The organism is Streptomyces tailanensis (assembly GCF_008386495.1).
Classification (GTDB): Bacteria; Actinomycetota; Actinomycetes; order Streptomycetales; family Streptomycetaceae; genus Streptomyces; species Streptomyces tailanensis.
In genome coordinates this window covers 19,634-41,496 of sequence record NZ_VTHJ01000027.1, presented here as the reverse complement: position 1 = coordinate 41,496, position 21,863 = coordinate 19,634, and the positions used below count along the sequence as shown (strand labels likewise).

Here is a 21,863-nt window from a genome sequence, read left to right as displayed (position 1 = left end):
GGTCACCGGCGCCGCGCCGGTGTGAATCCGAACTCGCGTAGGAGCGAGAGGAATCCGGTATCGGGGGCTGCTAACTCCCGGAAGCCGGTGATGTCATCGGGGCGCGGCAGCCAGCCGCGCTCGTAATCTCAGGCAGCACATCGGAAATGCGTCCCCTCGCTCGGCGATAACACGTCTCAACTGTGATGCCGGGAATGCCCCGTTGGACGGGACAGCACAGAACAACACAGGTCAGCAGGAGTGGATGCGGGCTCCGTCCTGCGAACACGGCGAGACAGTAGACGCGTATTCCGGCCGTACCAAACGACCCCTCGATCCAGCCCGTTCTCGGCGCGACAGGCGGGCTCTGGACTCATTGGGTGCGGCCGGAAATAGCCGCTAACCTTCCGCCCATCAACCGCCCCGAATGGCTGCTCCCGATGCCACCCGGAGCCACTACTGCGCGACTCCCGAAGGAAATTCGCGCCACGACCGAAACCCCGGAAAGCGAGAACTCCCGGATGCCGTACACCCTCCACCGAGGCGACGCACTGACCGTGCTCGCCGGCCTCGGCGACGACAGCGTCGATGCCGTGATCACCGACCCGCCGTACAACAGTGGCGGGCGCACCAGCGCGGAGCGCACCGGCCGCACCGCGCGCTCGAAGTACACCTCCGCCGACGCCGAGCATCAGCTGGCGAACTTCCCAGGCGAAAACCGCGACCAGCGCTCGTACGGCTTCTGGCTGAGCCTGCTGCTCACCGAGGCATACCGGGCCACCGTCGAATCCGGCGCCGCGCTTGTCTTCACCGACTGGCGGCAGTTGCCGACGACGACGGACGCCCTTCAGGCGGCTGGATGGACCTGGCGCGGCATCGCCTCGTGGCACAAGCCGGTCTCCCGCCCGCAGCGGGGCCGCTTGAAGCAGTCATGCGAGTACATCGTCTGGGGCACCAAGGGCCCGGTCGACGCCGACCGAAACCCCGTCTACCTCCCCGGCCTCTACACCGCGAGCCAGCCGAGGAAGGATCGCGTGCACATCACCCAGAAGCCGGTCGAAGTCATGCAGGAGCTGGTCAAGATCTGCCCGCCAGGCGGCACCGTCCTGGACCCGTTCACCGGGTCCGGCTCCACGGGCGTCGCCGCACTGCGTGAGGGACGACAGTTCGTCGGAATCGAACTGTCCGACCACTACGCGGATATCGCAGAACAGCGACTCCAGCGCGCCCTGACTCAGGACGACTTCGAACTGGCAGGCCCCGAAGAATGAGACCGGACCACGCCAGACCGCCGCCCCTGAAGGCATGCAAGACGGGGGCCGGTGTGCATCGGAACTCCGATGCACACCGGCCCCGCAATCTGGGTCAGCGGCCTTCGACGCTTCGCCGGACGAGGTCGCCGGCTCTCGACAGGTCCTCGTGTGACCGGATCCGCAGCTCCAGAGGGCCAGTCCCCAGACAACCGATCTTGCGTACGTCGCGGGCGAAGCCCTCGACCAGTTCGACCGTGTCGGGATCGACCGCAAGCCGGACCACGAGGGTGTGGCTGCGTGGCTGGAAGCGGACGGTCGCGACGTTCTTGATCCGTCGGTAGGCGATGTAATGCAGCTGGAACTCCTTCTGCACATCAGCGTGGGAGATCAGCATCGCGTCGAGGTCGGCGTACAGGTCCCGCAGCGACTGAGGCGACTCGTCGTAGAACTGCCGGACCGACTTGACCGTGGAGCCAGCACCCCCAGAATGCTCCGAGGGTGCACTCGTGTTCGTGGGCGTGTCCGGAGTCCGGGACGGTGTCGCGGAGCCCGTCACGGAGGCGACCAGTTGCAGAGCCAGCAGGCCCCCGCCGAAGTCCCGGTAGCTCACGAGGTCGATCCGGCGCCCGATCTCCTCCAGCGCGTTCGTGTCGTGCGACGTGAAGTCCCCGGCGATGCACACCAGGCGCGGGTTGCTCCAGTCGACCGAGCCAGCCGTCCCGTCTCCCAGCCGCTCCTTCACCAGGCTCTCGAACTCGTGTCGGTGATCCCGCAGCCACGACAGGTATGACAGCGCCTGAGTGATCACCGCCTTACCATTCGAACGCTTGTACTCAATGATCACCGGGTTACCGCATTCGTCCAGTCCTAGCGAGTCGATCCGCCCCCGGTGCCGCGCACCCGTGCCGTACTCGGACGCCAGGAACCGTATGCCGAGCATCGCTTCCATGTTCCGCTCGATCAGCGTCTGCAGGTGCCGCTCCAGCGCCACCGCCGCTCCCGGGATCTCGGCCGCCTGGCCGTCCTGTATGCGGAACAGCTTCAGATCGTTCACCGGCTTCCCCCGTTCGCCTCGATGGCCTCGCACGGAACAATCGATTCCGGGCAGGCGCGTATTCCGGACACTGTGGAAGTAAGGGGCTGGCCACCGCCGCCCCGCCCCCGACGGGGAGTCGCGGTAGGGGATCGGACACCTGCGCGATCAGATCCGGACAGCGACAACGTGCCTCGTACGAGGTTGACTTGATGATCCGTCACCTCCTGTCAGTGGTGCCTGCTACATCAGTAAAGGACGGGCTGCACGAAGGCAGTCCGCTGGTGTGGAGGGGGTCCGTATGGCGTCCAAGGGCAGGCCGGGGATGCACTACCGGCGCGGGGGCTGGGTGAAGAACCCGACGCCGAAGAAGAAGAGCGGTGCGTGGATCGCAGCGGCCGTGGTCGTGGTCCTGCTGTACGGGTGGCTGAACGGCTGCATCAACGGGGACTCCAAGGACGACTCCTCGCCCAAGCCTGCCGCCTCCTCGTCTGAGAACCGGTGAGCCGCCGGGTTCCCTGGCGGCCTGGCGTTCCCCGTCCGCGCCTTCCACGGGACCGCGCCGAGTGGATCGCTGCCGGCGTGATCCTGGCCGTGGTGTTCCTCGCTCTCGTGCAGTTCGGCTCGCCGATCGCCGGGGCCCTCCTGCGCGCCTGGTACGTGCTGCCCGTGATGGCCGTCGGCGCTGGTGTGACGCTCGTGGCGCGGTGGCAGCGGCGGGCGGCAACTGAGCGAGCCCGTGCCGTCCGGCTGGCGAGCCTCCGACTGACGCTTGAAGAACTCGACGCGCTGGATCCGACCGGTTTCGAACTCGCGGTGCGCGACTTGATGGTCCGCGACGGCATCGCCGCCCGGCATGTCGGGCAGCAGGGGGACCAAGCTGCCGACGCGATCGGCAAGGACACCATAGGGCGCACGTTCGTCGCCCAGTGCAAACACACCACCAGCGGCGGCCGGGTCACCTCCCGCGTGATGTACGAGGTGAACGGTACGGCTGGCCCCGCCCACGGAGCTGACATCGCCGTCGTGGTCACCAACGGGACGTTCACCCGCGACGCACGCGCCTGGGGAGACCGCCACCGCGTCTACTGGATCGACCGGGACCGCCTGCGTCAATGGGCCGAGGACGGGGCCTCCCTGCAACGGACCCTGCGCCTGCCCGCGCGGAGCCGACCCCGACGGCCAGCGAGCAAACCCACAGCCTGAGCGTGAGGAGCCCGTCCGGTGGCAGCACACCGGAGGCCGCACGCAAGACCCTTGCCGAAGGGAGACGTATGGCGTTCACCGCCATCCATCCAGAGCACGGACGGCTTGATGCGACCCGCAGCGATCTGGGCTGCGGGCTGGACTGGTCGCAGGTCTACCGTGTCCGGCCCCGCGTCTCACTGACATGCCCCGAGTGCGGCTGGGGCGTCCACGCCAAGCGCTCTCCGCGCCGGGCACGATACTTCGCCCACAACCCCGGCAGGCCACCGGACTGCCAGCTGTCGAACGAGTCCGTCGAGCACCACCTGCTGAAGCTGGAACTGGCCACGGTGGTACGAGCCTCCGGCTGGCATGCGGAGCTCGAAGTGCGCGCCCCCGACGGCTCTTGGCGGGCCGACGTCATGGCCTCCGCACCCGACGGAGGCCGCCGCATGGCTTGGGAAGCCCAGCTCTCCCCGATCACCCTTGACGACCTGCGGGAGCGGACCGGCCGGTACACCGACGCGGGCATCGGGGTGTGCTGGGTTTCACCGCGCGACGAGGGTGTGCCATGGCTGGGCGCGGTGCCGGCCGTGCGCGTCACCCCACCCGCGCAGGGCGTCAGTGCCTGGACGGTAGCCGACGGCATCGCGCAGTTCGACGAAGACCGCGGGGTCTGGATCCGGGTCATTGGGACCGAACTTGGCGTCTTCACCCGCTGGGTGTTCAACGAGCAGCTATCGCCTCACCCAATCCTGGCGCGGTATCGCCGTATCTACCTCACACGCGGCGGCGCCATGGCCCGTCGCGGGATGATCTGGACGACGGCACGCTCCACCGCCGCCGAGGCCCGGCACGAGAAGAAGCGGCAGCGGCAAGAAGCATGGAAGCGGGAACAGCAGCAGCGGGAGGAGGAAGCGGAAGAGCGCAAACGGCAGGAGGAGGAAGCCCGGCGGCAGGAAGAAGAACGCCGTCGCAAGATTGAGCAGGAAGCCGCCCAGGCCGAGGCGCGCGAGCGGCACCGGCTGTTGATGATCGAGCTGGAAGCCGAGCGCAAGCGTCGGGAAGCTGAGCGGCGGGAGAAAGAAGAGCAGGCCCGGCAGGCCGAGCAGGAACGGCTGGAGAGAGAACGTCAGGAACGAGAGGCCGCTGCGCGGTGGTGGGCGGAGCTGTCCGTCGAGCAATGGCGGGAACTGGTCGACGCGGTGGCCGCGCTGTCGCTCAAGGAGAAGTCTGCCAGGGCGGCGCCTCGCGACAACCAGACTGTCGTGGAATACGCCTACGGTGTTCCGTTGTACGCGGCCGGCAGGCTTTACGGTGTCGTGCGCCCCTACCCTGCCTCCGTGCCCCGTTGGTCCTTTCACCGATCGACACGCGTCTTTGTCCGCAACGTGCGTGAAGCGGAGCTGGTCATCGAGCAGGGCGTGGACGCTGCCAATGTCGTCCACTTCGACTTGCCCGACTACGAGCAAATGCATCTGTGCTGACCCAGCCGGGCACGGGCCGTCATCCGGCCGACAGGGTGAAAGGGGCAGCGGATTCTGTGATCGCCGTACGCGGACCATCTCTGTGTGTCACCGTGCGATTGCGCTATGAAGCCGCACCCACCCTTTGAGGAGCACGATGCCCACACCCACCCACGAACAGAACACCGCCGTCGATACCTTTCGGCGCGGAGACCACCTGGTCCTGCAGGCCGGCGCCGGAACCGGGAAGACGACGACGCTGGCGATGCTTGCGGCCAGTACGACCAAATCCGGCCGGTACATCGCGTTCAACAAGTCGATCGCGAGCGACGCGACCCACAAGTTCCCCAGCAACGTGCGGTGCAAGACCGCGCACTCGCTCGCCTTCGGCGCCGTGGGCCACAAGTACGCGTCCCGGATGGATGCACCCCGGGTGCCTGGCTGGAAGACCGGCGCCTCCCTGGGCATCGCCGTCAACATGCGTATCCGCATCGGCGAGCGGAACGTCACCAACAAGGCGCTCTCGTACACCGTCCTGCGGACCGTCACCCGCTTCTGTCAGTCCGCGGACAGTGCCATCCAGCGCCACCACGTCCCGCGCCTTCGCGGCATCGAAGCCGAACACCTGCACGCCCAGCTCGTAGACGTCGTGCTGCCATACGCCAACCAGGCGTGGAAGGACGTCCAAAACCCCCAGGAAGGCGTCGTCCGCTTCGACCACGACCACTACCTGAAGATCTGGGCCCTGACCGAACCCAGGATCCAAGCGGACTTCCTGCTGCTCGACGAGGCCCAGGACACCAACCCCGTCGTCGAGAAGATCTTCAATGCCCAGCGCAACCACACCCAGCTGGTGATGGTCGGCGACTCGGCCCAGGCGATCTACGGCTGGCGCGGTGCCCGGGATGTGATGAGTGCCTTCGACGGCACCCAGCTGGCCCTGTCCCAGTCCTTCCGCTTCGGCTCCGCGCTCGCCGAGGAGGCCAACCGGTGGCTGCACATCGTCGAATCCCCGATCCGGCTGACCGGTACCTCGGCGATCAACACCCGCCTGGAACGCGTCCAGGAACCGGACGCGATCCTGTGCCGGACCAACGTCGGCGCGATGCTCGAAGTCATGCGCCTGCTGGAGGAAGGCCGTCGCGTCGCCCTCGTCGGCGGCGGCGAGGCTCTTCGCGCCCTTGCCAGAGCGGCCCGCGACCTCAAAGCCGGCAAGCGCAGCACCCACCCCGAGCTGATCCTTTTCGAGTCCTGGGGCGAGCTCCAGGAATACGCCGAATACGACCCGTCCGGCCGTGACCTGCTGCCGTTGGTCGACCTCGTCGACGAACACGGCGTCGACGTCATCCTCGACGCGGTGGACAAACTCTCCGTCGAACGGGGCGCTGAGATCGTGGTCTCCACCGCCCACAAGGCCAAGGGCCGCGAATGGGCTTCCGTCCGCATCGGCGAGGACTTCACCGAGCCGATGGATCAGGAAGAGACGGACGAGAACGGCGACCCTCTGCCTGGCGACATCGACGACGCCGAAGCCCGCCTCGCCTACGTCGCTGTCACCCGAGCCCGCCACCGACTCGACATCGGCGGTCTGGGCTGGATCAACCAGCACCCCGACGGCAACCCCGGCGGGACACCTCCGCGCCAGGACCCCGAACCTCCCTCGCCCTGGGACACGTTGGGGCCCTCTGCGAACTGAGACGCCACATCAAGGTGTGCCCGTCGGCCACGGGCACACCTCCACGCGCTGTTACGGCGTCGCTGGTTCAGCCAGCCTCGTACGCAACAGGGCCCTGCGCCATCATGCGCGCAACGGCAAGCGGCGATCCTCGTATGAGGCCCCTTGCCGCCGGTGAGCGGCCAGGCAAGAACCGATCAGCAATGTCAGCGGGGGCTTTTACAGTGGGTGACGTGACCGACCTTCCCGAACCGCAGCCGACCGTCGATGACCTCTCCAACCTCATCCCGGCAGTCATCCCAGACGACGAGGCCGATCCCGAACTGGTGACCATCGGTGAGCGCTATTGGGCCTTGGCCGGCTTCGCTCCGGATTACGGCACACCCGTGTGGTGCGAGAAGACCAAGGACATCGACACCGCCGGTTGGGGTCACCAGATTTACGTCGTCGCGGCGGCCGGCGTACGGGCCGTTGTCCCCGGACGGAAGTGTCCCGAATGCGGAGGGCTGCTCAGTCTCGCTTCCCGGACCGCCTTCCAGCAGGTCTGCGACGGCAACGACCCCGCCTGCGTGGAGTGCACCGAATCTCTCCTCCTCGCGGTACGTGCCGTCCTTGATCCTGCACGTAAGGCCAAGCGGGAAGCAGCCAAGGCCAAGGCACAGGCACAGCAAGCCGTCGACGAGGCCCGCGCCAGGTGGCAGCAGGTCCAGCAGGAGACCGTCGCGAAGGAATACGCGGCCGTCTTCCCGTCGGAACACACCACACCGCCCGTCGCCGGAGTCCGGGACATGATCTGCGCCTTGGCGCTGCTGCGCTACGCGCCCTCCATGTCACCCATCGCCGATATCAGCGCCTGGCCGGACCCGCTCTATCCGGACAGCAGCAAGATCGGATCGCTCCTGGGGACGCTGGTGCGAGCGGGCCTACTGAAGATCCACTCCTCCAGCCCCGTCACAGCCTTCGTCTGGGGGCCGGAGACGTTTGAGGACGCCCTGAGGGAGGCCGAGGGTGATCTGAATGCGGTTACCACGCCACAGCTCACCAGCAGTTTCTATCCGTTGACGGCCCGGTACTACGCGCCCTACGGCACAAGCCCAGGGAAGGCCGCCGAAACACTCGACGCCCACCTCACCTCCGCCCTGGACCCGACCGGCATGCCAGCAGGGCATCACGACGACCTCCTGGCCGTCGCCCAGGAACTCATCGCCGAGGAAGCCCTGCGCTACTTCTCGAACCGGCTGGCAGAAATCCATCTCCCCGCTGTCCCGGAGAACCACTCCGCCCGTCTCAGCGAGGCGGCCTACAAGCTCGCCGAGCACCGAACGCTCGGTGAGATCTACAGTCTCGTCTGGCGGGCGACCCGGGCAGCAGCCGAAGCCGCGCAGAAGAACCCCCGAGCTCCGCGCGCCCACATGAGCACTCACGCCATCAACCAGTTCGAAACGCATGCCCAGCGGGCGGTCGCAGACCCCGACTGGGAAATCAAGCCGTTCAACGAGATTCAGGGCCACGGCCCGGCGGCCATGACCCGGGCGCTTTTCTACAACGTCCTCGACAGCAGCCCGATCGACACCAGCCTCCCCCAGATCGCAGACGCTCTGCCCGCTCCCGTCCCCCTGGCAACCGCAGAGAAGCGCTCCGTCGTGTCGGACGACGACCAGCTGACGATCACCATCGAGTGGCTCAATGCCTACCCCAACAGCTGGAATCCCGAGGATGTCCCCGCTGCGCTCGCCGTCCTCAAGGAAAAGCGGGAGGAGACTCCAGAATGGCACTTCGAGGGCAAGATCCTGGCCCGTGGAGCAGCGCAGCTGCACCGCCTCTATGAACGGCTCGCCCCCACCATCGGCGCGAGAGAGGCAGCCTTGGCGGTACTCGGTGCCACCGCCATGCTCGTCCACCCCGTGACGCTCAACGGCAAATCACTCACCAACGGTGAATGGATCTTCGGCAAACTCAGCGACCTTCTCCTCGGCATCCCGGAGGCGGAGTCCGACGACGAAGACGACGCCTGACGGGTGACGTCGCCATCTGCCCTTCCCGATCGTTCTACCTGGCGGCCTTGCTATCCAGCACCAGGAGAAGCCAAAAATGAATGAGACCCGCGCCGGCCAGAACGGAAGTGAATCCGGCATGGAGCAGAGTGAAGCTGTCCGGCGGGCCGGCGAAGAGATTCTTCGCATTGGTGGCGATTGCACCACCCGCGCCGAGTTTCTCGACTACATCGCTGAGTTGGGACATGTAGCCTCCGCCATCCGATACGGGTTGATCAATGCGGCATGGCGGGCGTTGCTCGGCGGTGGCGCGCCTCTTGACCAGCGTCCGGCGGCAGGAGAGGTCGAGCGTGTGCTCTCGCTGAGGACTCCAGGCACGCACGATAATCACCCAGCCGAATCAGCCTTCATGCATGCGACGGCCGACGCCCTGAAACTCGCGGAGTGCCTTGGACATGTGACGCAGACAGCGTGGCTCGCTGGGATGAGCGATGAGACACGCATTGCCGTCGGCGAAGCTCGTGGCCGAGGTGAACGCGACACCTTGAACCGGGTCATGAAGGCCGTCAAAGATGGCCTCGCCGCATCCCTTCCCGCCGACCTCGTCGAGGAGACAGCGGCCGCGATTGCGGCTGCCATGCGCAGTCCCCAGAAAGACAAGAAGGATTTGGCCAGTTCTGCGCAGGATCTTCCAACAGGCCTCTGACCAGGGAATTTCCCGTCGCGCGGCCCACCCCGACGGGGCCGGATCGCGAGTGTTACTGCGGTCAGCGAGCCGCTCCGGCTGGAGGAATAGGCCCGAGCTTTTCCCAGGGTGAGGACGGGGCGTTTAGGGCGGGACCGTCGTCCGGGGCGCAGCCGGGGTGATCGTTGATCCAGCCGAGACCGCCCGGGTCGAGTCGGCGGCGGGCGCGTGTGACAGCGACGTAGGCCAAGCGCGCCTCTTCCGGATTGATCTCCTTGTGCAGCGGGTTGCCCTCCTCGTCAACCTCGTCGCTGGGAGCGGGTTCGAAGTCCGGGGCGATCCGTACGGATAGCCATTCGCGGCCCTTGGCCTTGTGGGCGGTGGAGACGGTGACCTCCGCCTGGCTCTCGGCACTGAGGCGTTGCATGGCGTCCAGGATGACTTCGACGCCATGCTCGTCGATCACGTCGACGAGGGGCAGCAAGTCCTGTCCGGACGGGTCGTAGGTGGCGTACTCCTGCAACTCGCCCCAGTTCTGGAAGAGGACGAGTTCGGGGTGGCTCGTGCGGCGGCCGGCTTTGAGGTCAGCCGCAGCGTTGGCCAGGGCCGCCAAGGCATCGCCGCCGCCCACCAGAGCGACTCGGCGGTTGTTGTCGAGGAGGTCCAAGATCTCCATCATGGCGCCGACGTTGGTGCGGCACAGGATCGCGTCCGGGTCCGCGATCGGACCGATGAAGGTGTCGATATCGGGTGTGCCCTGCAAGCGGATTGGTGCGTCGACGATTGTCAGCCAGCGGTTGGCTTCCTCGGCGAGGGCGGGGCCGAAGCGGAAGGACTGCGAGAGGGCAAGCTGGTCTCCGTCGAAGTCGGCCATGACGTCCCGTGCTCCGCGCCAGCCGTAGATGGCCTGGGCGGAGTCGCCAACCATGACCAGTTGGGCGTGCGTGCGCTGGTTGGTGAAGACTTCCTCGATCACCGGGTTGGTGTCCTGCGCTTCGTCCAGGAGGAGGTAGTCGGCGTGGATCTTCGGTTGGCCCAGGGCCCACATTTTCAGGTAGTGATCGTGCTCGAAGCGGACCGCACCCCCGTCAGGGTTCTGCAGGTCTTTCCAGGCACGGCGTGCGTAGGGAAGGACGATGTTGGCCAGCTGGTGGTGAAAGTGCTGGTCCTCCAACCCGCGTAGCACGGGGACGTGGTAGAAGCGGAAGTCGGTGTCAGCGGAATAACAGAACCGCTTCACCGTGCGCAGCACGGTGTACGACAGTGCCTTGTTGGTCACCTTGCGATCGCCGATCCGCACGGTCATGTTGACGGCAATGCCCAGGGACTCGCCTGTCTTCCAGCTGGGCTGGCGAGGGGCACTGAGCCGCTCGCTGTACCGGTTGCCGACAGCGGCAAAGGCCAGGGAATGCGCGGTGCGGCAGTTCACGGTGGCCGGGAACTTGCGGCGGGCGTCCGTGGCGATTGACGTGTTATACGCCACGTACCGACCCCTCCGCTGGTCGCTTTGGGCCAGCATGACCAGCGTGGTGGTCTTCCCCGTGCCGGCGCCTGCCTGCAAGGCAAGATTCCGGCCCGAACGGAACGCAGCGATGGCCGCCTCCTGCTCCGTGGTCGGAGCCGGGCGATGGCGTGGTGCCGGACGACCTCGTCCGTGGTCCGGCCTGTTCTGAGCGCTGGGCGCGTAGCGGGAGGACGGCGGGATGGGAACGGAGGGCGGCCGACCGCGATGGCTGATCGGCGAGTCAGGCGCTGTCGGCGGTGCCGTGCGTTCGGGCTCGTCCGTGCTGGAAGCCCGCAGTTGTTCCAGCCAGCCCCGCGCGAAGGTCACCGCCTGCTGGATGACGTCCAGGTCGGCGCCCGCCCGGCTGCGTACGCCGATTTCACGGTTGATGCGGTTGTTCACCTCTGGATAAGGCAAGCCCGAGCGTCGCGTCAGTTCGCCTACGAAACGGCGCAGTTCGGTCTGGGGATGGAGCACTGCGGAACCGACCGGGATCGGTGGTACCTGGGAAGGCGGTGCAAACAGCTCCATCTGGTCACCGTCGGGCGGGGCCGCCTGTGCCTTCCGCTCCTCCGATGGCGGTTCGCCCCTCATCCGTGTCTCCCCTGAGAGTATCCGTTTGGGTGCAGAGGGTAATTCGTTGGCGCGCCAAGCTGGAAGCGTAAATCACCCGAATTGCCTAAAACTTGAGATAGCTCCTTGGCGTTGGATGAAGTGGCCGGTGGTGAAGTCCAGCCCTTTGCCCTGTCTTTCCGGGAGCCCCCGTGAGTTCGTGGATGCGGATCTGGCACAGCAGCCAGTCGAAGACGCCAGTCAAGGACTGTGTCGAGCGCTGCACTTGGTGCGGTAACTCCGTTGAGTGGCATGACACTTTCGAGGGCACTCGTGTCCCGATCATCCCGGGGGAGATCCCCGTGCGAGCGGTGCCTCCCCGATACCGCTGGCATCTGTCGAACGGCATCGCTTACCTGGGAACCAACCCGCGAGATTATGGCTATTGCCGCGTCAAGCACTCCTCGGTCTGTCCGGCCGTCGAGCACTGCGACCTCGATCCCGCTATGCAGCGGTTCGTACGTTTCCTGGCCATCCGCATACAGAAGGCGATCGCCGAGGGCTCGTTCGTGTCGGCGCCGGTCGGGCCGCGTGGAGAGGCCGAGGTGCAGGAACCCGATCCGGCCACTGCGGAAGAGCGTGGTGGTACTCGTCACGTCATCAAATACAGTGGCTTCCTCCGCATCTGCCCCGGCCCTCTTGACGAGCTGACCTGCGTGGCTGCGACAGCCGAGGGCCGGTGCGAGGGGTTGGTCCTCGACGAGGGCGAGGGGTACTGGGAACAGATTGACGCTCCCCATCTGCCCGGCCGCGCTGGGCAGATGACCTTGCTCGACCTCCGTGGTCGGGCGTGGGTGTGGAGTATCGACATCATCGATTTCCAGCATGCGCTGCGATGGCTGCGTCAACGCTGCCACGACCACGGGAAATACGGGTCCTATCCCGATGCGTCACCCATGGAACTGGTCACCTTCGACCCATTCAGGCACGGCGACTTTCTCATCAGCGACCGCCCCGCAGGTTACCGGGCCTCGCCCGTCCCAGGGTGGGAACTTTCCCCGGGCACGGCGAAACGGCAATGCTGCGCCACGGAGGACTGCCACAACAGCACGGTTGTCGCTGTCGAAAAGGGCTGGCTGTGTTGGCAGTGCGAGAGGCGAGCCAAACGCCGACGCGCCATCCACGCCAAGTGGCAGGCCAGGGCATCAGAGGCCCAAGCGCTCTCCACCGAAGAGGAGTCGGCGGTCGGTGATCAAGACATCACGGGCGGCAGCATCCCGTTCTAGCCACTTTCCGGCTGGAGAGGTCCGGCTGCGCACGAGAAGCGGATCTGCCCTACCAGCAAGCAGATGTCTGGTTGGGGAGGCGGCCTGCTGAGGAGAATCGCCAATTCAGGGGACATCTGGCATCAAGATCCCGGCGCTGATCCATCCTGAAAAGCACAGTCTTCCGTAACACTCACCGCGCGCACTTCTGGAGGCAGAACCCGTGTCCGATGAACTGGACTCGAACCTCCTCGATGCGGTGGAGGGAGTAGTCGAGCACCTATTGCATGTCAGCTACGACGAGCGCACGGTGTTGCGGTTGACCAGTACGGCGGACGACGATCCGAGCATCACTGTGGTCGGAAAGGCGCTCTTCGGCGTGCGGCCAGGGGAGAGCGTGCGCGTGAGCGGCAGATGGACACAACATCTCCGCTATGGCCGTCAATTCATCGCCGAGCGCTGCGATCGCAGGATGCCCGCCGACGAACGGGCCATCCGGATGTATCTCGCCTCGGGCATGATCCGGGGTATCGGGCCGACGCTCGCTGGAGCGATCGTGGACCGGTTCCGTGCCCAGACGCTAAAGATCATTGACACCGAAGCGCAGCGCTTGCTGGAAGTCCACAACATCGGCGACATCCGGCTGGCGCGGATCACCGCAGCGTGGCAAGAACAAAAGTCCATTGCCGAGATCATGGTGTTCCTGCAGGGGCTGAATCTCACTCCCGCGCTCGCGGTGAAGATCTACACCGCATACGCCGATACCGACGACGACCCCATGCACATCGTCCGGCACACTCCCTACCGGCTGTGCCGCGATGTGCGGGGCATCGGCTTCGACAAAGCCGACAAGATCGCCCTTGCCGTGGGCGTTCCGAAGCACAGCGACGAGCGTCTGCAGGCCGCGCTCACGCACGAACTCAACCTCGCTGCCGGCCAGGCAGGACACTGTCACCTGCCCGTACGGGTTCTGCTTTTCCGGACCCGCACGCTGCTGAAGGACGACGACCCGGCGACCGCCGAGATCCTTGACGACGTGGTGTTGCGCCACGCCTTGAAAGCACTGTGCGACCACAACGAGGCGATCATCGAAACTCTGCCGCTGCCCGCGAGGGACGGCAGCGGCACTCTGGTGGACACGGAGATCGCTGTACTCCCACGCCTGCACCGCGACGAGACCCAGCTCGCTCACCACGTACGGCGCCTGCTCAGCGCCCGGTCCCTGCTCGCCGAAGTCGCCCCCTGGGACGATCGGTTGGCTGGGTTGACCACCACCGAGACGTCCGGGCTGACTGAGGAACAGCACCACGCGATCCTCACCGCCCTCACCAGCCCTGTCTCAATCCTCACTGGTGGCCCAGGCTGCGGGAAGACCCACACCCTGCGCACCCTTGTCGAGATCGCCGACGAAGCCCACGCGCTCGTGGCGCTCGCGGCGCCCACGGGAAAGGCCGCGAAGCGGCTGGAAGAAACCACCGGCCGCGACGCGATGACCGTCCACCGCCTCATCCGCCCCCCGGACGGCCACACTCTCTTCGACCACTCCAGCCCACTCGACTCCGCCGATCTCATCGTTATCGACGAAGCATCCATGCTGGATACCGCCCTCGCCCGCAAGCTCACCGCCGCCATCCGCGACGGCTGCCACCTGCTGCTGGTCGGCGATGTCGACCAACTGCCCAGCGTCGGCCCCGGGCGGGTACTGCGCGACCTGCTCGACGTGGAGGACGTCCCTCGCACGCGGCTGACCCGAGTCTTCCGCCAGCACGATGACAGCGCCGCGATCGTCCACAACGCCCACCGAATCCTCCGCGGCGCTCTGCCCGAGGACGACCGGAAGGCTTTCTGGAACAGGCACGTTCCCGACCCGGATGAAGTCGCCCATCGCGTAGTGGACTTGGTGGCCGACCTCATGCCCCGTCACTTCGGCGTGCTTCCCACGGACATCCAGGTCCTGTGCCCCGGCAAGAAGAACATCGCCGGAATGACCGACCTCAACCTGCGCCTACAACTCCGGCTCAACCCGCCGTCCGACGACAAACCCCAGCACTACCACGACGGCATCGCGTTCCGTCTCGGCGACCGCGTCCAGCAGATCCGCAACAACCCCCACCGCGGGGAGACGGGCATCTTCAACGGCAGCAGCGGCACTGTCACCGCTCTCGACCTGGAGGCCCACCAGCTCACCGTCACGTTCCACGATGCCGAACAGGCCGCCTACCCGTTCGCGGAACTCGACGAACTCATCCACGCTTACGCGCTGACTGTCCACCGCTCACAAGGCAGCGAGTACCCGTACGTGATCGTCCCGGTCCTCAGCGAGACCGGCGATCTGCTCCTCCAGCGGAATCTGCTGTACACCGCTGTCACTCGTGCCCGCCAAGGAGTCATGATTATCGGACATACCGAGGCAGTGGAGCGAGCGATTGCCAACAATCGCACCCTCAGGCGCAACACCGCCCTGACCCACCGCATCACCACCGCTCAGCCGACCGTGCCGGCACCAAGACGGAATGCGACTACCGGCCAACTCGCCTGGGACTGAACGTCGTCGATGAAGCCGTCGGAGTAGCCCAGGCATCGAAGATCGTCGAACTCCCTCGGTGCTCCGCCGAGGGACGAGTGGCGCGTTCCGCCCACCGGCACGCCACGATCGGTTCACACCTGTAGGCCTGCGTCGAGCAGGCTGGTACCTAGATCGGAAACTCTCCTCGCCGGACTGCGGCTATGAAGTTCAGCCATACCTCCGCTTTGAAAACGATCATTGAGTCGTCAGGCTCTTTGGAGTCCCGGACAGGGGCCTGGCCCGGTGGGGGGGGGGTAAGTATTTCCAGGCAGGCGTTCTCGTTGCCGCTGTAGCTGCTCTTGCGCCAGACGTGGATGATCGTTTCGTTCAAGGCTGCCTGTCCTTGCCGGGTGACGGAATCGTTCATGCGTTCTCTTCGGTCGTGGCCAACTCACACACCTCGCGGCAGTTGAGGGTGCTGGGATGTTCGGGGCCCAGTACGCGTGTGCTGGCCGCGAGGGTGTGCGCCACGAGATCTCGCGCCTGCCGGTGGTTCCCAGCGCCGATGAGGATGCGGGCGAGCCGGGTCTGGATGGCCAGGGTGTGGGGGTGTTCCGGCCCGACGACGCGCTCGCGGGCTTCCGCCACGGTCCTGGCGATGTGCTCCGCTTCGGGCCAATTGCCCTGGCGGAGCAGGATGCCGGCCAGGAGATCCTGGGCGTTCAGGGTCCGCGGGTGCTCTGGGCCCAGGACGCGTTCACCGCCGCTGACCGTGGCCCGGGCGAGGGCCTCTGCCTCGTCCAGCTGGTCGTTTCTGGAGAGCACCCAGGCCAGGGCGATTCTGCTCTGCAGGGTGTGCGGATGCTCTACGCCCAGGGCGCGTTCGCTGAGTGCGAGGTTGGGCCGGGCGAGGGCCTCGGCTTCTGCCCAGCGCCCCTGTTCGCCGATGGCGTCCGAGAGACAGGCCCGGCTCTCCAGTGTGTCGGGGTGCTCCGGCCCCAGGACACGGTGGCGACCGTCTGCCGCACGCCGCATGTGCTGCTCGTCCTCGGCGAATCTGCCGAGCCCGTACAGCGCGAGACCGAGGGCGTGGGCGCTGGCCAGGGTGTCGGGATGGTCGGCGCCAAGCAGGGTTTCGCGGGCGTCCAGGGTTTCCTGGTGGAGGTCGGCGGCTTCGGCGAACCGGCCGGTTCCGGTGAGTGCTCGGGCGAGTTCGTGCCGGTCGGTCAGCGCGTCGGGGGTCGTCTGACCCCGTGTGGCGGCGGCAGCTACTTCACCGAGGGAATGGGCGGTCGCGTAGTCGCCACGGGCGTAGCTCTGGAGGCGCAGCCCGCGGACGACGGCCAGCGCGGGCTCCAGGGCCGAGCCGCTCATGCCGGCGCAGCGCCGCAGCAGTGCCGTCGCGTGCGGAGCAAACAGGCGAAGGCTCTGGCTGTCGATGTACTGGCCGTCGTTCGTGGCCAGGAGCTGCGAGAGGAGTTCGGCCGCGGCGGTGAGCACGATGTCGCGCTGGTCGAGCGGGATCCGGGCCGCGACGGTGTCCAGGAGAAGGGCATGGGCTTGCACGGTCCGTACGGCAGGTCGGCCGGAGTCTCCGGGGACATGGTGGAGGGAGACGAGCGACTGCGATTTCAGCCCCATGACGGCGGTGTTGGCCCGGCCACCGGTCAGGGGAGGATCAGCTTGCGCGAGGGCCGTGGCATCCAGCCGGGGCGGGGCGAGTAGGCCGACCGGCAGAGGATCGGGGGCGTAGCACGACAGGATCCGCAGCACCGTGGTCGCCTCGGGAAGACCCTGCCGGTGCAGGGCGTCCAGCGACAACTGCCAGGTGCTGCTGATCAATCGGCGCAGATCGCGTTCACCGGGCTCGGCGCCGAGGTCCAGGACGGTGCTCGGATCGTGCCGCAGGCGCTGGAGGTAGTCGTGCACGGTCACCGGTTCCAGGACCTGCTGGCCCAGATAGGTGCCGGCCAGCATCAGGGCGAGCGGATGGCAGCCCAGGCTGTGCGCCAGTTGCTCCAGCACGGCCAGGTCTGCGTCGCCGACCTGGAAGTCCAGCAGCACATCTACGGCGTCCGACACCTCCAGTACGCCGAGTGGGTGTGATGCGGCACCGTGCCACAGCGGGGCGGCGCCATGCCGGGTGGTGACCAGTACGGTCCCGCGCGGGCTTGAGCGCAGCCACCCAGGCTCCTGGAAGATGGCGGGCTCGTCGGCGTTGTCGAGAACGAGGATCCAGCGTTCGTCCGAGCGGCCGAGGTAGTGCCAGACCAGGTCTGCGGCCGGGCGCCTGCCCGCCCGGGCGGCGTCGACCTCGTCCTGGGAGGCGCCCCGGTCGGTGGCCACGGCGAGCATGCCGGCGCGGAACGAGGTGGCGCTGGATGCGTTGACCCACAGCCCGGTGAGACCGTGCCCGCCGACCGCCTCATCGAACACGGTCAGTGCCACCGCGGTCTTCCCGCAGCCCGGCATGCCGTGCACGATGTGGATGCCCTTCGGCTCCGGCTCGCTGCCCAGGACCGCGGCCAAGAGCGCGCGCCGCAGATCGCGCCGGTCCCGAATCGGCGAGTGCATCCGGGCGGCCAGAGGCACACGCACCGAATCCGGCCCCGCCCACTGCTGATCCCCCAGGGCGCCGAGGGTCGCGGCAATGTGGGTGTGATACTCGGTGATGTGCTGGTCACGCTCCGCACGGAACAGTCGGCCGTGATCGCTCACGGCGGTGCGCGGTGCCGACGCATCGGACTGGTGAGGTTCCACGCCCTCGGTCACCGCTCAGTGATGTGCTGGTCACGACCGGCCTGATAGACGCGGCCACTGCCGGAGACCTCGGCACGCATGTTGACCACGGGGGCCCGAACCTCCTGCTCTGCGGGGAGCAGAGCACGGGACTCTTCCAGGACACGGAGCAACTCCTGCGCAATCTCCGGATCGGCGATCAGCAGGCGGCGCAGCCGTCCCTGCCACTCGCCGGCCAGAGCCTGCTCGCCAAGTGTGTCGCCCTCCTGCCGAGCGGCCAGGATCTCCGCTCGGGTTACGTCCAGCTCATTGCCGACCTCGTCGGCCTGGCCAGGGCGTACCCGTCGCCACAGTGCAACGACGCCGTCGCGCGTGTGCTGCCAGACATCGGTCGCCATCAGGGCCACGACAGTGGCGCTTGCGGTCTGCGCCATCACCGTCAACTGCGGATCCATGCTCCCCCCGAACCAGCTGTACCTCGCATCTGCCCAATGATAGGCGGCGGTTGGCATGAACGGGCCGTGATCTGCTCCTCGGCCAAGGCGGGCTGGTTGGCGCTCGGGCACTGTGCGGCATTTACTGCGCCAGCTGCGGCCGAGCCGCGATCGAGTATCTGCCCGAATGCGGTTCTGTTGTGCGGACCTTAAGGGGAGGCGACTGTCAGTGCCCGTTGCGATGCTCTGCGCGCACGATTCGGGTGAGTTGAGAGGAGTATTCGGTGCTTGACGATCTGCTGGTGGTGGGGTTCGACCTGGACACGCAGAGCGAGGTCCACATCGGCGACCGGCCTCTGGAGCAGTGGCGGGCGCTCGGCTATGGGCGGCGGGAGACGGTGGTGTGCTTCTACTGCTGGCGCGGTATCGACGCGCCTGCGGGCACGAAAGTGCCACTGCTGGCCCGCGGGAGGATCGGTGGCTTGGTGCGACCGCACTTCGCGCACCCGGCCGGAACCGCACCGCCGGGCGGGCACGGTCGCGAGACGGTCTGGCACATCAACGCCAAGCACCGGCTCGCCCGTTGGGCCCGTACCCGGCCCAACGTCATGCAGGTCCGGATGGAGCAGTGGACCGAGGACCGCGACCGACGTGCCGACGTCCACGTCGTCCTCGACGACGGCGCCCGCCTGGCGCTGGAGGCCCAACGTGAGCTGATCACCGACGAGTTGTGGCAGGCCCGGCACCGCGACTACGCCGCCGCTGGCGTGCGGGACGTGTGGTTCATGCGCCCGGACACCCGCGTCCCGCATGTCTTGTTTGCTGAGAGCATCCCCGCCTGGACGCTCTATCACCGTGAGGGCGAGGCCGAAGCCCGCCTCGGGGAGCCCCACGCGCGGGGCCCGCGGTGGTGGACGAAGGACCTGCGCATGTTCGGGCTGCACCATCCCCCGTGCCCCGGTGACCCGGTTGTCCGCGAACGCTTCCCGCTCACCGAGCTCGGCCTGGACCCCGACGGTGTGACCTTCCCGCCCGCGATGAACGAGCGCCTGGCCGAACAGGCCGCCCGCGTACAACGGGACGCCAGCGAGGCCCGGCACCAGCACGAACAGGCCGAGCGGCGGCGGGAGGCTGCACCCAGGCAACCCCGTTACAGGTACGAACCCGCCCCGCTGCCCCCGCGGCCGGCGGCCGTGCCTGCGGGTACGCCGGTCTGCGAGGTCTGCCACCGCCCGCTCGCTGAGCCCCTGGTCCGCTACGGTCGGCACATCCTGTGTTGAATGGGGTAGAAGGATTACTTGTGCTCCTCGCCCACCAGTTCGTCGCACAGCTCCGTCAGTGTCCGCGCCTGTTTCTGGAGCGCCTTGACGTGACGACTTGTGGTCCCACCCCATGGGCTGAACACCGGATTTCGGCAGGAGTACCGCCCGCCGGGGCCGACTACGGCCGGTTTCCTGACACGATGCTCTTCATGCAGCCGCTGCCCACCCCCTGCTCCGCCGACCTCATCCCCAACGCCACGGGCCTGAAGCCGTTCAACGCCGCCTACCAGGCGGCCAAGACAACGTGCGCTGTGTACGTCGGTATCGAGCGCCGCGGCCAACTGTGGACCGTGAAAGCCGACGCGCTCACCGCCGCCCCGCAGCACGCTGTTGACGACACCACGCACGACGCGATCCGGGCCGCCACCCTCCGCCTGGCCCGCAGCGGTGAGATTCGCCCCGGCTCCGGGCTGGGGCCGGTGCACTACACGCTGAACGGCGTGAAGAGCGAGGACCGGGCCCGCGAGCTCGCCGCCGCGCTGCACGCCGCACTCTATGGAGACGTGGAGCCCCTGACCCGGGCTGTCTCCGCCTCCTGAGACAGCCGAGACAACTGCGGGAGACGCTCACCGCCCGGGTGTACGGGAGAGGCCGCCGGGGCGTACGTTCGATGTAGAGGAACGTCGCCTCAGCCCTCCGCGCCTGTAGGAGTTGAAGTGCCGAGTCACACTGTGTTGACTGCCTACAATTCGACCTTGCTCGGCCGTGAACTGCGCTCCGGCTCCACCAGGCGGTCGCTGATTGCGCAGGTGACGGCGATGGGAGGCCAGGGGGAGGCCGGACGCCTTTGGACCAGATGGACGCGACAGCATGGGCGAAAGTGCAGCATGTGTTCTGATCAGCCAAAACTGGAACCGGCGGCACAGGGCAGCACCCCGCATCACGATCACTAGTGTTCTCGTAATGCGTAGGTCTCGGGTTCGAATCCCGAAGGCGGCTCTGTGGTGAACCCCAGGTCAAGCCTTTGACCTGGGGTTTCTTGTTTCGGATGACCTTGAAATCGACCCAAGTTGCGCCTCTGGGGTCTGTGCATCGTAATGCGTGGGTCGGGGGTTTGGTTTCCGTGACCGTGTAGACGGCTTGAGCCTCTGAGCTGGGCTTTTGCTCATCCGGGAGGGGCGGGTCAGGCTTACGCGGTCGGTTTCGGTGGACAACCGGTGGACAGGCGTGCGTGACGTTCCATCAGGGGGCTGTCGCTGGCCCGGGACCGACGGGTGAAGGGCGATCGTCTTCGATGGGGCGATCGGGAGTGGTGGGACTGTCCGATGCCGATAGGTCTCACGTCCAGCTCGGGTCCTGGAGTTGATCAAGCTGTGAACCCACTCAGTAGCCGATCGGGGCACAGGGTCAGGATCGGCCGGTGGGCCGCACTGCTGCCTGTTGTTCCCTTGTGGCACAGCGTTCCTGGCGAGTACGCGTTCAGCATGGACCGGCGCGGAACCAGCGCAGCATGTGTGGGCACTTCCGCCTCAGGCCTCCAGCTTCCACTGGAAATGCCACTACAAGCCGGACGGCGCTCTCCTGTAGGGGTGCGGCGGCCCTGACGGCGCTGGCCGGAGGTCGTGCGTCGTCGAGAGGCATGCAGCTGACGGTTGACGGAGCAGAGAGACAAACTGGCCGCACTGCGGCAGCTCTCCATGGTGAGGGCCTGCCGACTGGAAAATCACCCAACGTCCGACGACTTGCCGGAAGCTGGCCTGAACATTGATCAACAGGGTGATCACGAAGCAAGGAGTTGTTGATGTACTCGTTCACACATGTGTGCGCCGACGATCCGCTCTTCGGTTCGATCGGCATCGAACTGGACCATGAGAACGGGGCTTTGGTTGTCGACGGCGGTGGTCTTCCGCGGGCCGAGATGACGCGGGCCGCCGGTACACCGCTGGAGAGCCATGTGCCGATCGGTACGCGCGACCCGCAGTGCCTGATCATGACGGTCGACGACACGGCCGTGACCCTGCGCCCTGCCAAGGGTTTCCTGACCCGCCGGTCCTACCGCGTGGACGTCGGGTCCGAGGAGACGGGATCCGGGCACCGGTTGGTGCCCGATTCCCTTGGCAGCAGCCGCCTGTTACGGGACGGCGTGGTCATCGGTGCCTTCACGTCGACCGGAGACGGGGAGGTGACGGCCGAATGGGAGCCGGACGCCGCCCCGGAGCCCCACGACGCGGCCATCGGATACGCGCTCGCTGCGGCCTTCGGCACCGGAGCCGAGCCGATGTGGAAGTTGACTCTTGAAGCCGTGCTCGCCATGTGGCCATAGGAGTGAAG

Annotated in this window: 17 protein-coding genes; 12 read left to right on the top strand and 5 right to left on the bottom strand. The window is 66.9% G+C overall.

Annotation, left to right across the window (positions count from 1 at the left end; all coding sequences use genetic code 11):
* The first annotated feature begins 500 nt into the window (after positions 1-500).
* Positions 501-1,250: a DNA-methyltransferase gene (locus tag F3T56_RS22250; protein WP_149827088.1), complete on the top strand. Its 750-nt coding sequence runs from the start codon at positions 501-503 to the stop codon at positions 1,248-1,250.
* A gap of 94 nt (positions 1,251-1,344) precedes the next feature.
* On the opposite strand, the gene F3T56_RS22245 is transcribed toward F3T56_RS22250, so the two are convergent.
* Positions 1,345-2,286 carry a DUF5655 domain-containing protein gene (locus tag F3T56_RS22245; protein ID WP_149827086.1) on the bottom strand — a complete coding sequence of 314 codons (942 nt, stop codon included), beginning with the start codon at positions 2,284-2,286 and terminating at the stop codon, positions 1,345-1,347.
* 280 nt (positions 2,287-2,566) lie between these two features.
* On the opposite strand from F3T56_RS22245, the gene F3T56_RS22240 reads away from it, so the two are divergent.
* From F3T56_RS22240 to F3T56_RS22215, 6 genes are all read left to right on the top strand, one after another.
* Positions 2,567-2,770 (top strand): hypothetical protein, encoded by a 204-nt coding sequence (locus F3T56_RS22240; RefSeq protein WP_149827084.1) that lies wholly within the window; start codon positions 2,567-2,569, stop codon positions 2,768-2,770.
* Positions 2,771-2,847: 77 nt separating this feature from the next.
* Positions 2,848-3,471, top strand: a complete 624-nt coding sequence (locus tag F3T56_RS22235; protein WP_246203759.1) for a restriction endonuclease — start codon at positions 2,848-2,850, stop codon at positions 3,469-3,471.
* Positions 3,472-3,539: 68 nt separating this feature from the next.
* Positions 3,540-4,937: a competence protein CoiA gene (locus F3T56_RS22230; protein WP_172639072.1), complete on the top strand. Its 1,398-nt coding sequence runs from the start codon at positions 3,540-3,542 to the stop codon at positions 4,935-4,937.
* 136 nt (positions 4,938-5,073) lie between these two features.
* Positions 5,074-6,612, top strand: coding sequence for a UvrD-helicase domain-containing protein (locus F3T56_RS22225; protein ID WP_149827079.1), 1,539 nt, complete (start codon positions 5,074-5,076; stop codon positions 6,610-6,612).
* Between the two features lie 212 nt (positions 6,613-6,824).
* Complete coding sequence (locus tag F3T56_RS22220) at positions 6,825-8,606, top strand: hypothetical protein (protein WP_149827077.1); 1,782 nt, start codon at positions 6,825-6,827, stop codon at positions 8,604-8,606.
* Positions 8,607-8,682: 76 nt separating this feature from the next.
* A complete protein-coding gene (locus F3T56_RS22215) occupies positions 8,683-9,291 on the top strand; it encodes a hypothetical protein (RefSeq protein ID WP_149827075.1) in 609 nt (202 codons plus the stop codon).
* A 61-nt stretch (positions 9,292-9,352) separates the two neighbouring features.
* Here F3T56_RS22215 and F3T56_RS22210 read toward each other — a convergent pair whose 3' ends face one another.
* The gene (locus F3T56_RS22210) at positions 9,353-10,864 is read right to left on the bottom strand and encodes a UvrD-helicase domain-containing protein (RefSeq protein WP_246203765.1); all 1,512 of its coding nucleotides are present in this window, start codon (positions 10,862-10,864) and stop codon (positions 9,353-9,355) included.
* Between the two features lie 674 nt (positions 10,865-11,538).
* On the opposite strand from F3T56_RS22210, the gene F3T56_RS22205 reads away from it, so the two are divergent.
* Both F3T56_RS22205 and recD2 read left to right on the top strand, forming a co-directional pair.
* Complete coding sequence (locus F3T56_RS22205; RefSeq protein WP_149827071.1) at positions 11,539-12,612, top strand: DUF6083 domain-containing protein; 1,074 nt, start codon at positions 11,539-11,541, stop codon at positions 12,610-12,612.
* Between the two features lie 202 nt (positions 12,613-12,814).
* On the top strand, positions 12,815-15,136 hold the full coding sequence (gene recD2 / locus F3T56_RS22200) for an SF1B family DNA helicase RecD2 (protein WP_216372989.1): 2,322 nt from the start codon (positions 12,815-12,817) through the stop codon (positions 15,134-15,136).
* A 148-nt stretch (positions 15,137-15,284) separates the two neighbouring features.
* Here recD2 and F3T56_RS22195 read toward each other — a convergent pair whose 3' ends face one another.
* From F3T56_RS22195 to F3T56_RS22185, 3 genes are read right to left on the bottom strand one after another with little or no spacing between them, the layout of a single operon-like run.
* A complete protein-coding gene (locus F3T56_RS22195; protein ID WP_172639071.1) occupies positions 15,285-15,524 on the bottom strand; it encodes a DUF397 domain-containing protein in 240 nt (79 codons plus the stop codon).
* On the bottom strand, positions 15,521-17,815 hold the full coding sequence (locus F3T56_RS22190) for a tetratricopeptide repeat protein (RefSeq protein ID WP_149827069.1): 2,295 nt from the start codon (positions 17,813-17,815) through the stop codon (positions 15,521-15,523). Before F3T56_RS22190 ends, F3T56_RS22195 begins: the two co-directional genes overlap by 4 nt.
* 50 nt (positions 17,816-17,865) lie before the next feature.
* Positions 17,866-18,291, bottom strand: coding sequence for a hypothetical protein (locus tag F3T56_RS22185; protein WP_149827067.1), 426 nt, complete (start codon positions 18,289-18,291; stop codon positions 17,866-17,868).
* A gap of 263 nt (positions 18,292-18,554) precedes the next feature.
* Between F3T56_RS22185 and F3T56_RS22180 the strand changes: the two genes are divergently transcribed.
* The 3 genes from F3T56_RS22180 (at position 18,555) to F3T56_RS22170 (ending at position 21,855) form a co-directional block, all read left to right on the top strand.
* Positions 18,555-19,550 (top strand): competence protein CoiA family protein, encoded by a 996-nt coding sequence (locus F3T56_RS22180; RefSeq protein ID WP_149827065.1) that lies wholly within the window; start codon positions 18,555-18,557, stop codon positions 19,548-19,550.
* Positions 19,551-19,732: 182 nt separating this feature from the next.
* Positions 19,733-20,131: a hypothetical protein gene (locus tag F3T56_RS22175; RefSeq protein ID WP_246203758.1), complete on the top strand. Its 399-nt coding sequence runs from the start codon at positions 19,733-19,735 to the stop codon at positions 20,129-20,131.
* A 1,202-nt stretch (positions 20,132-21,333) separates the two neighbouring features.
* Positions 21,334-21,855 (top strand): hypothetical protein, encoded by a 522-nt coding sequence (locus tag F3T56_RS22170; RefSeq protein ID WP_149827063.1) that lies wholly within the window; start codon positions 21,334-21,336, stop codon positions 21,853-21,855.
* The last annotated feature ends 8 nt before the right edge of the window (positions 21,856-21,863 follow it).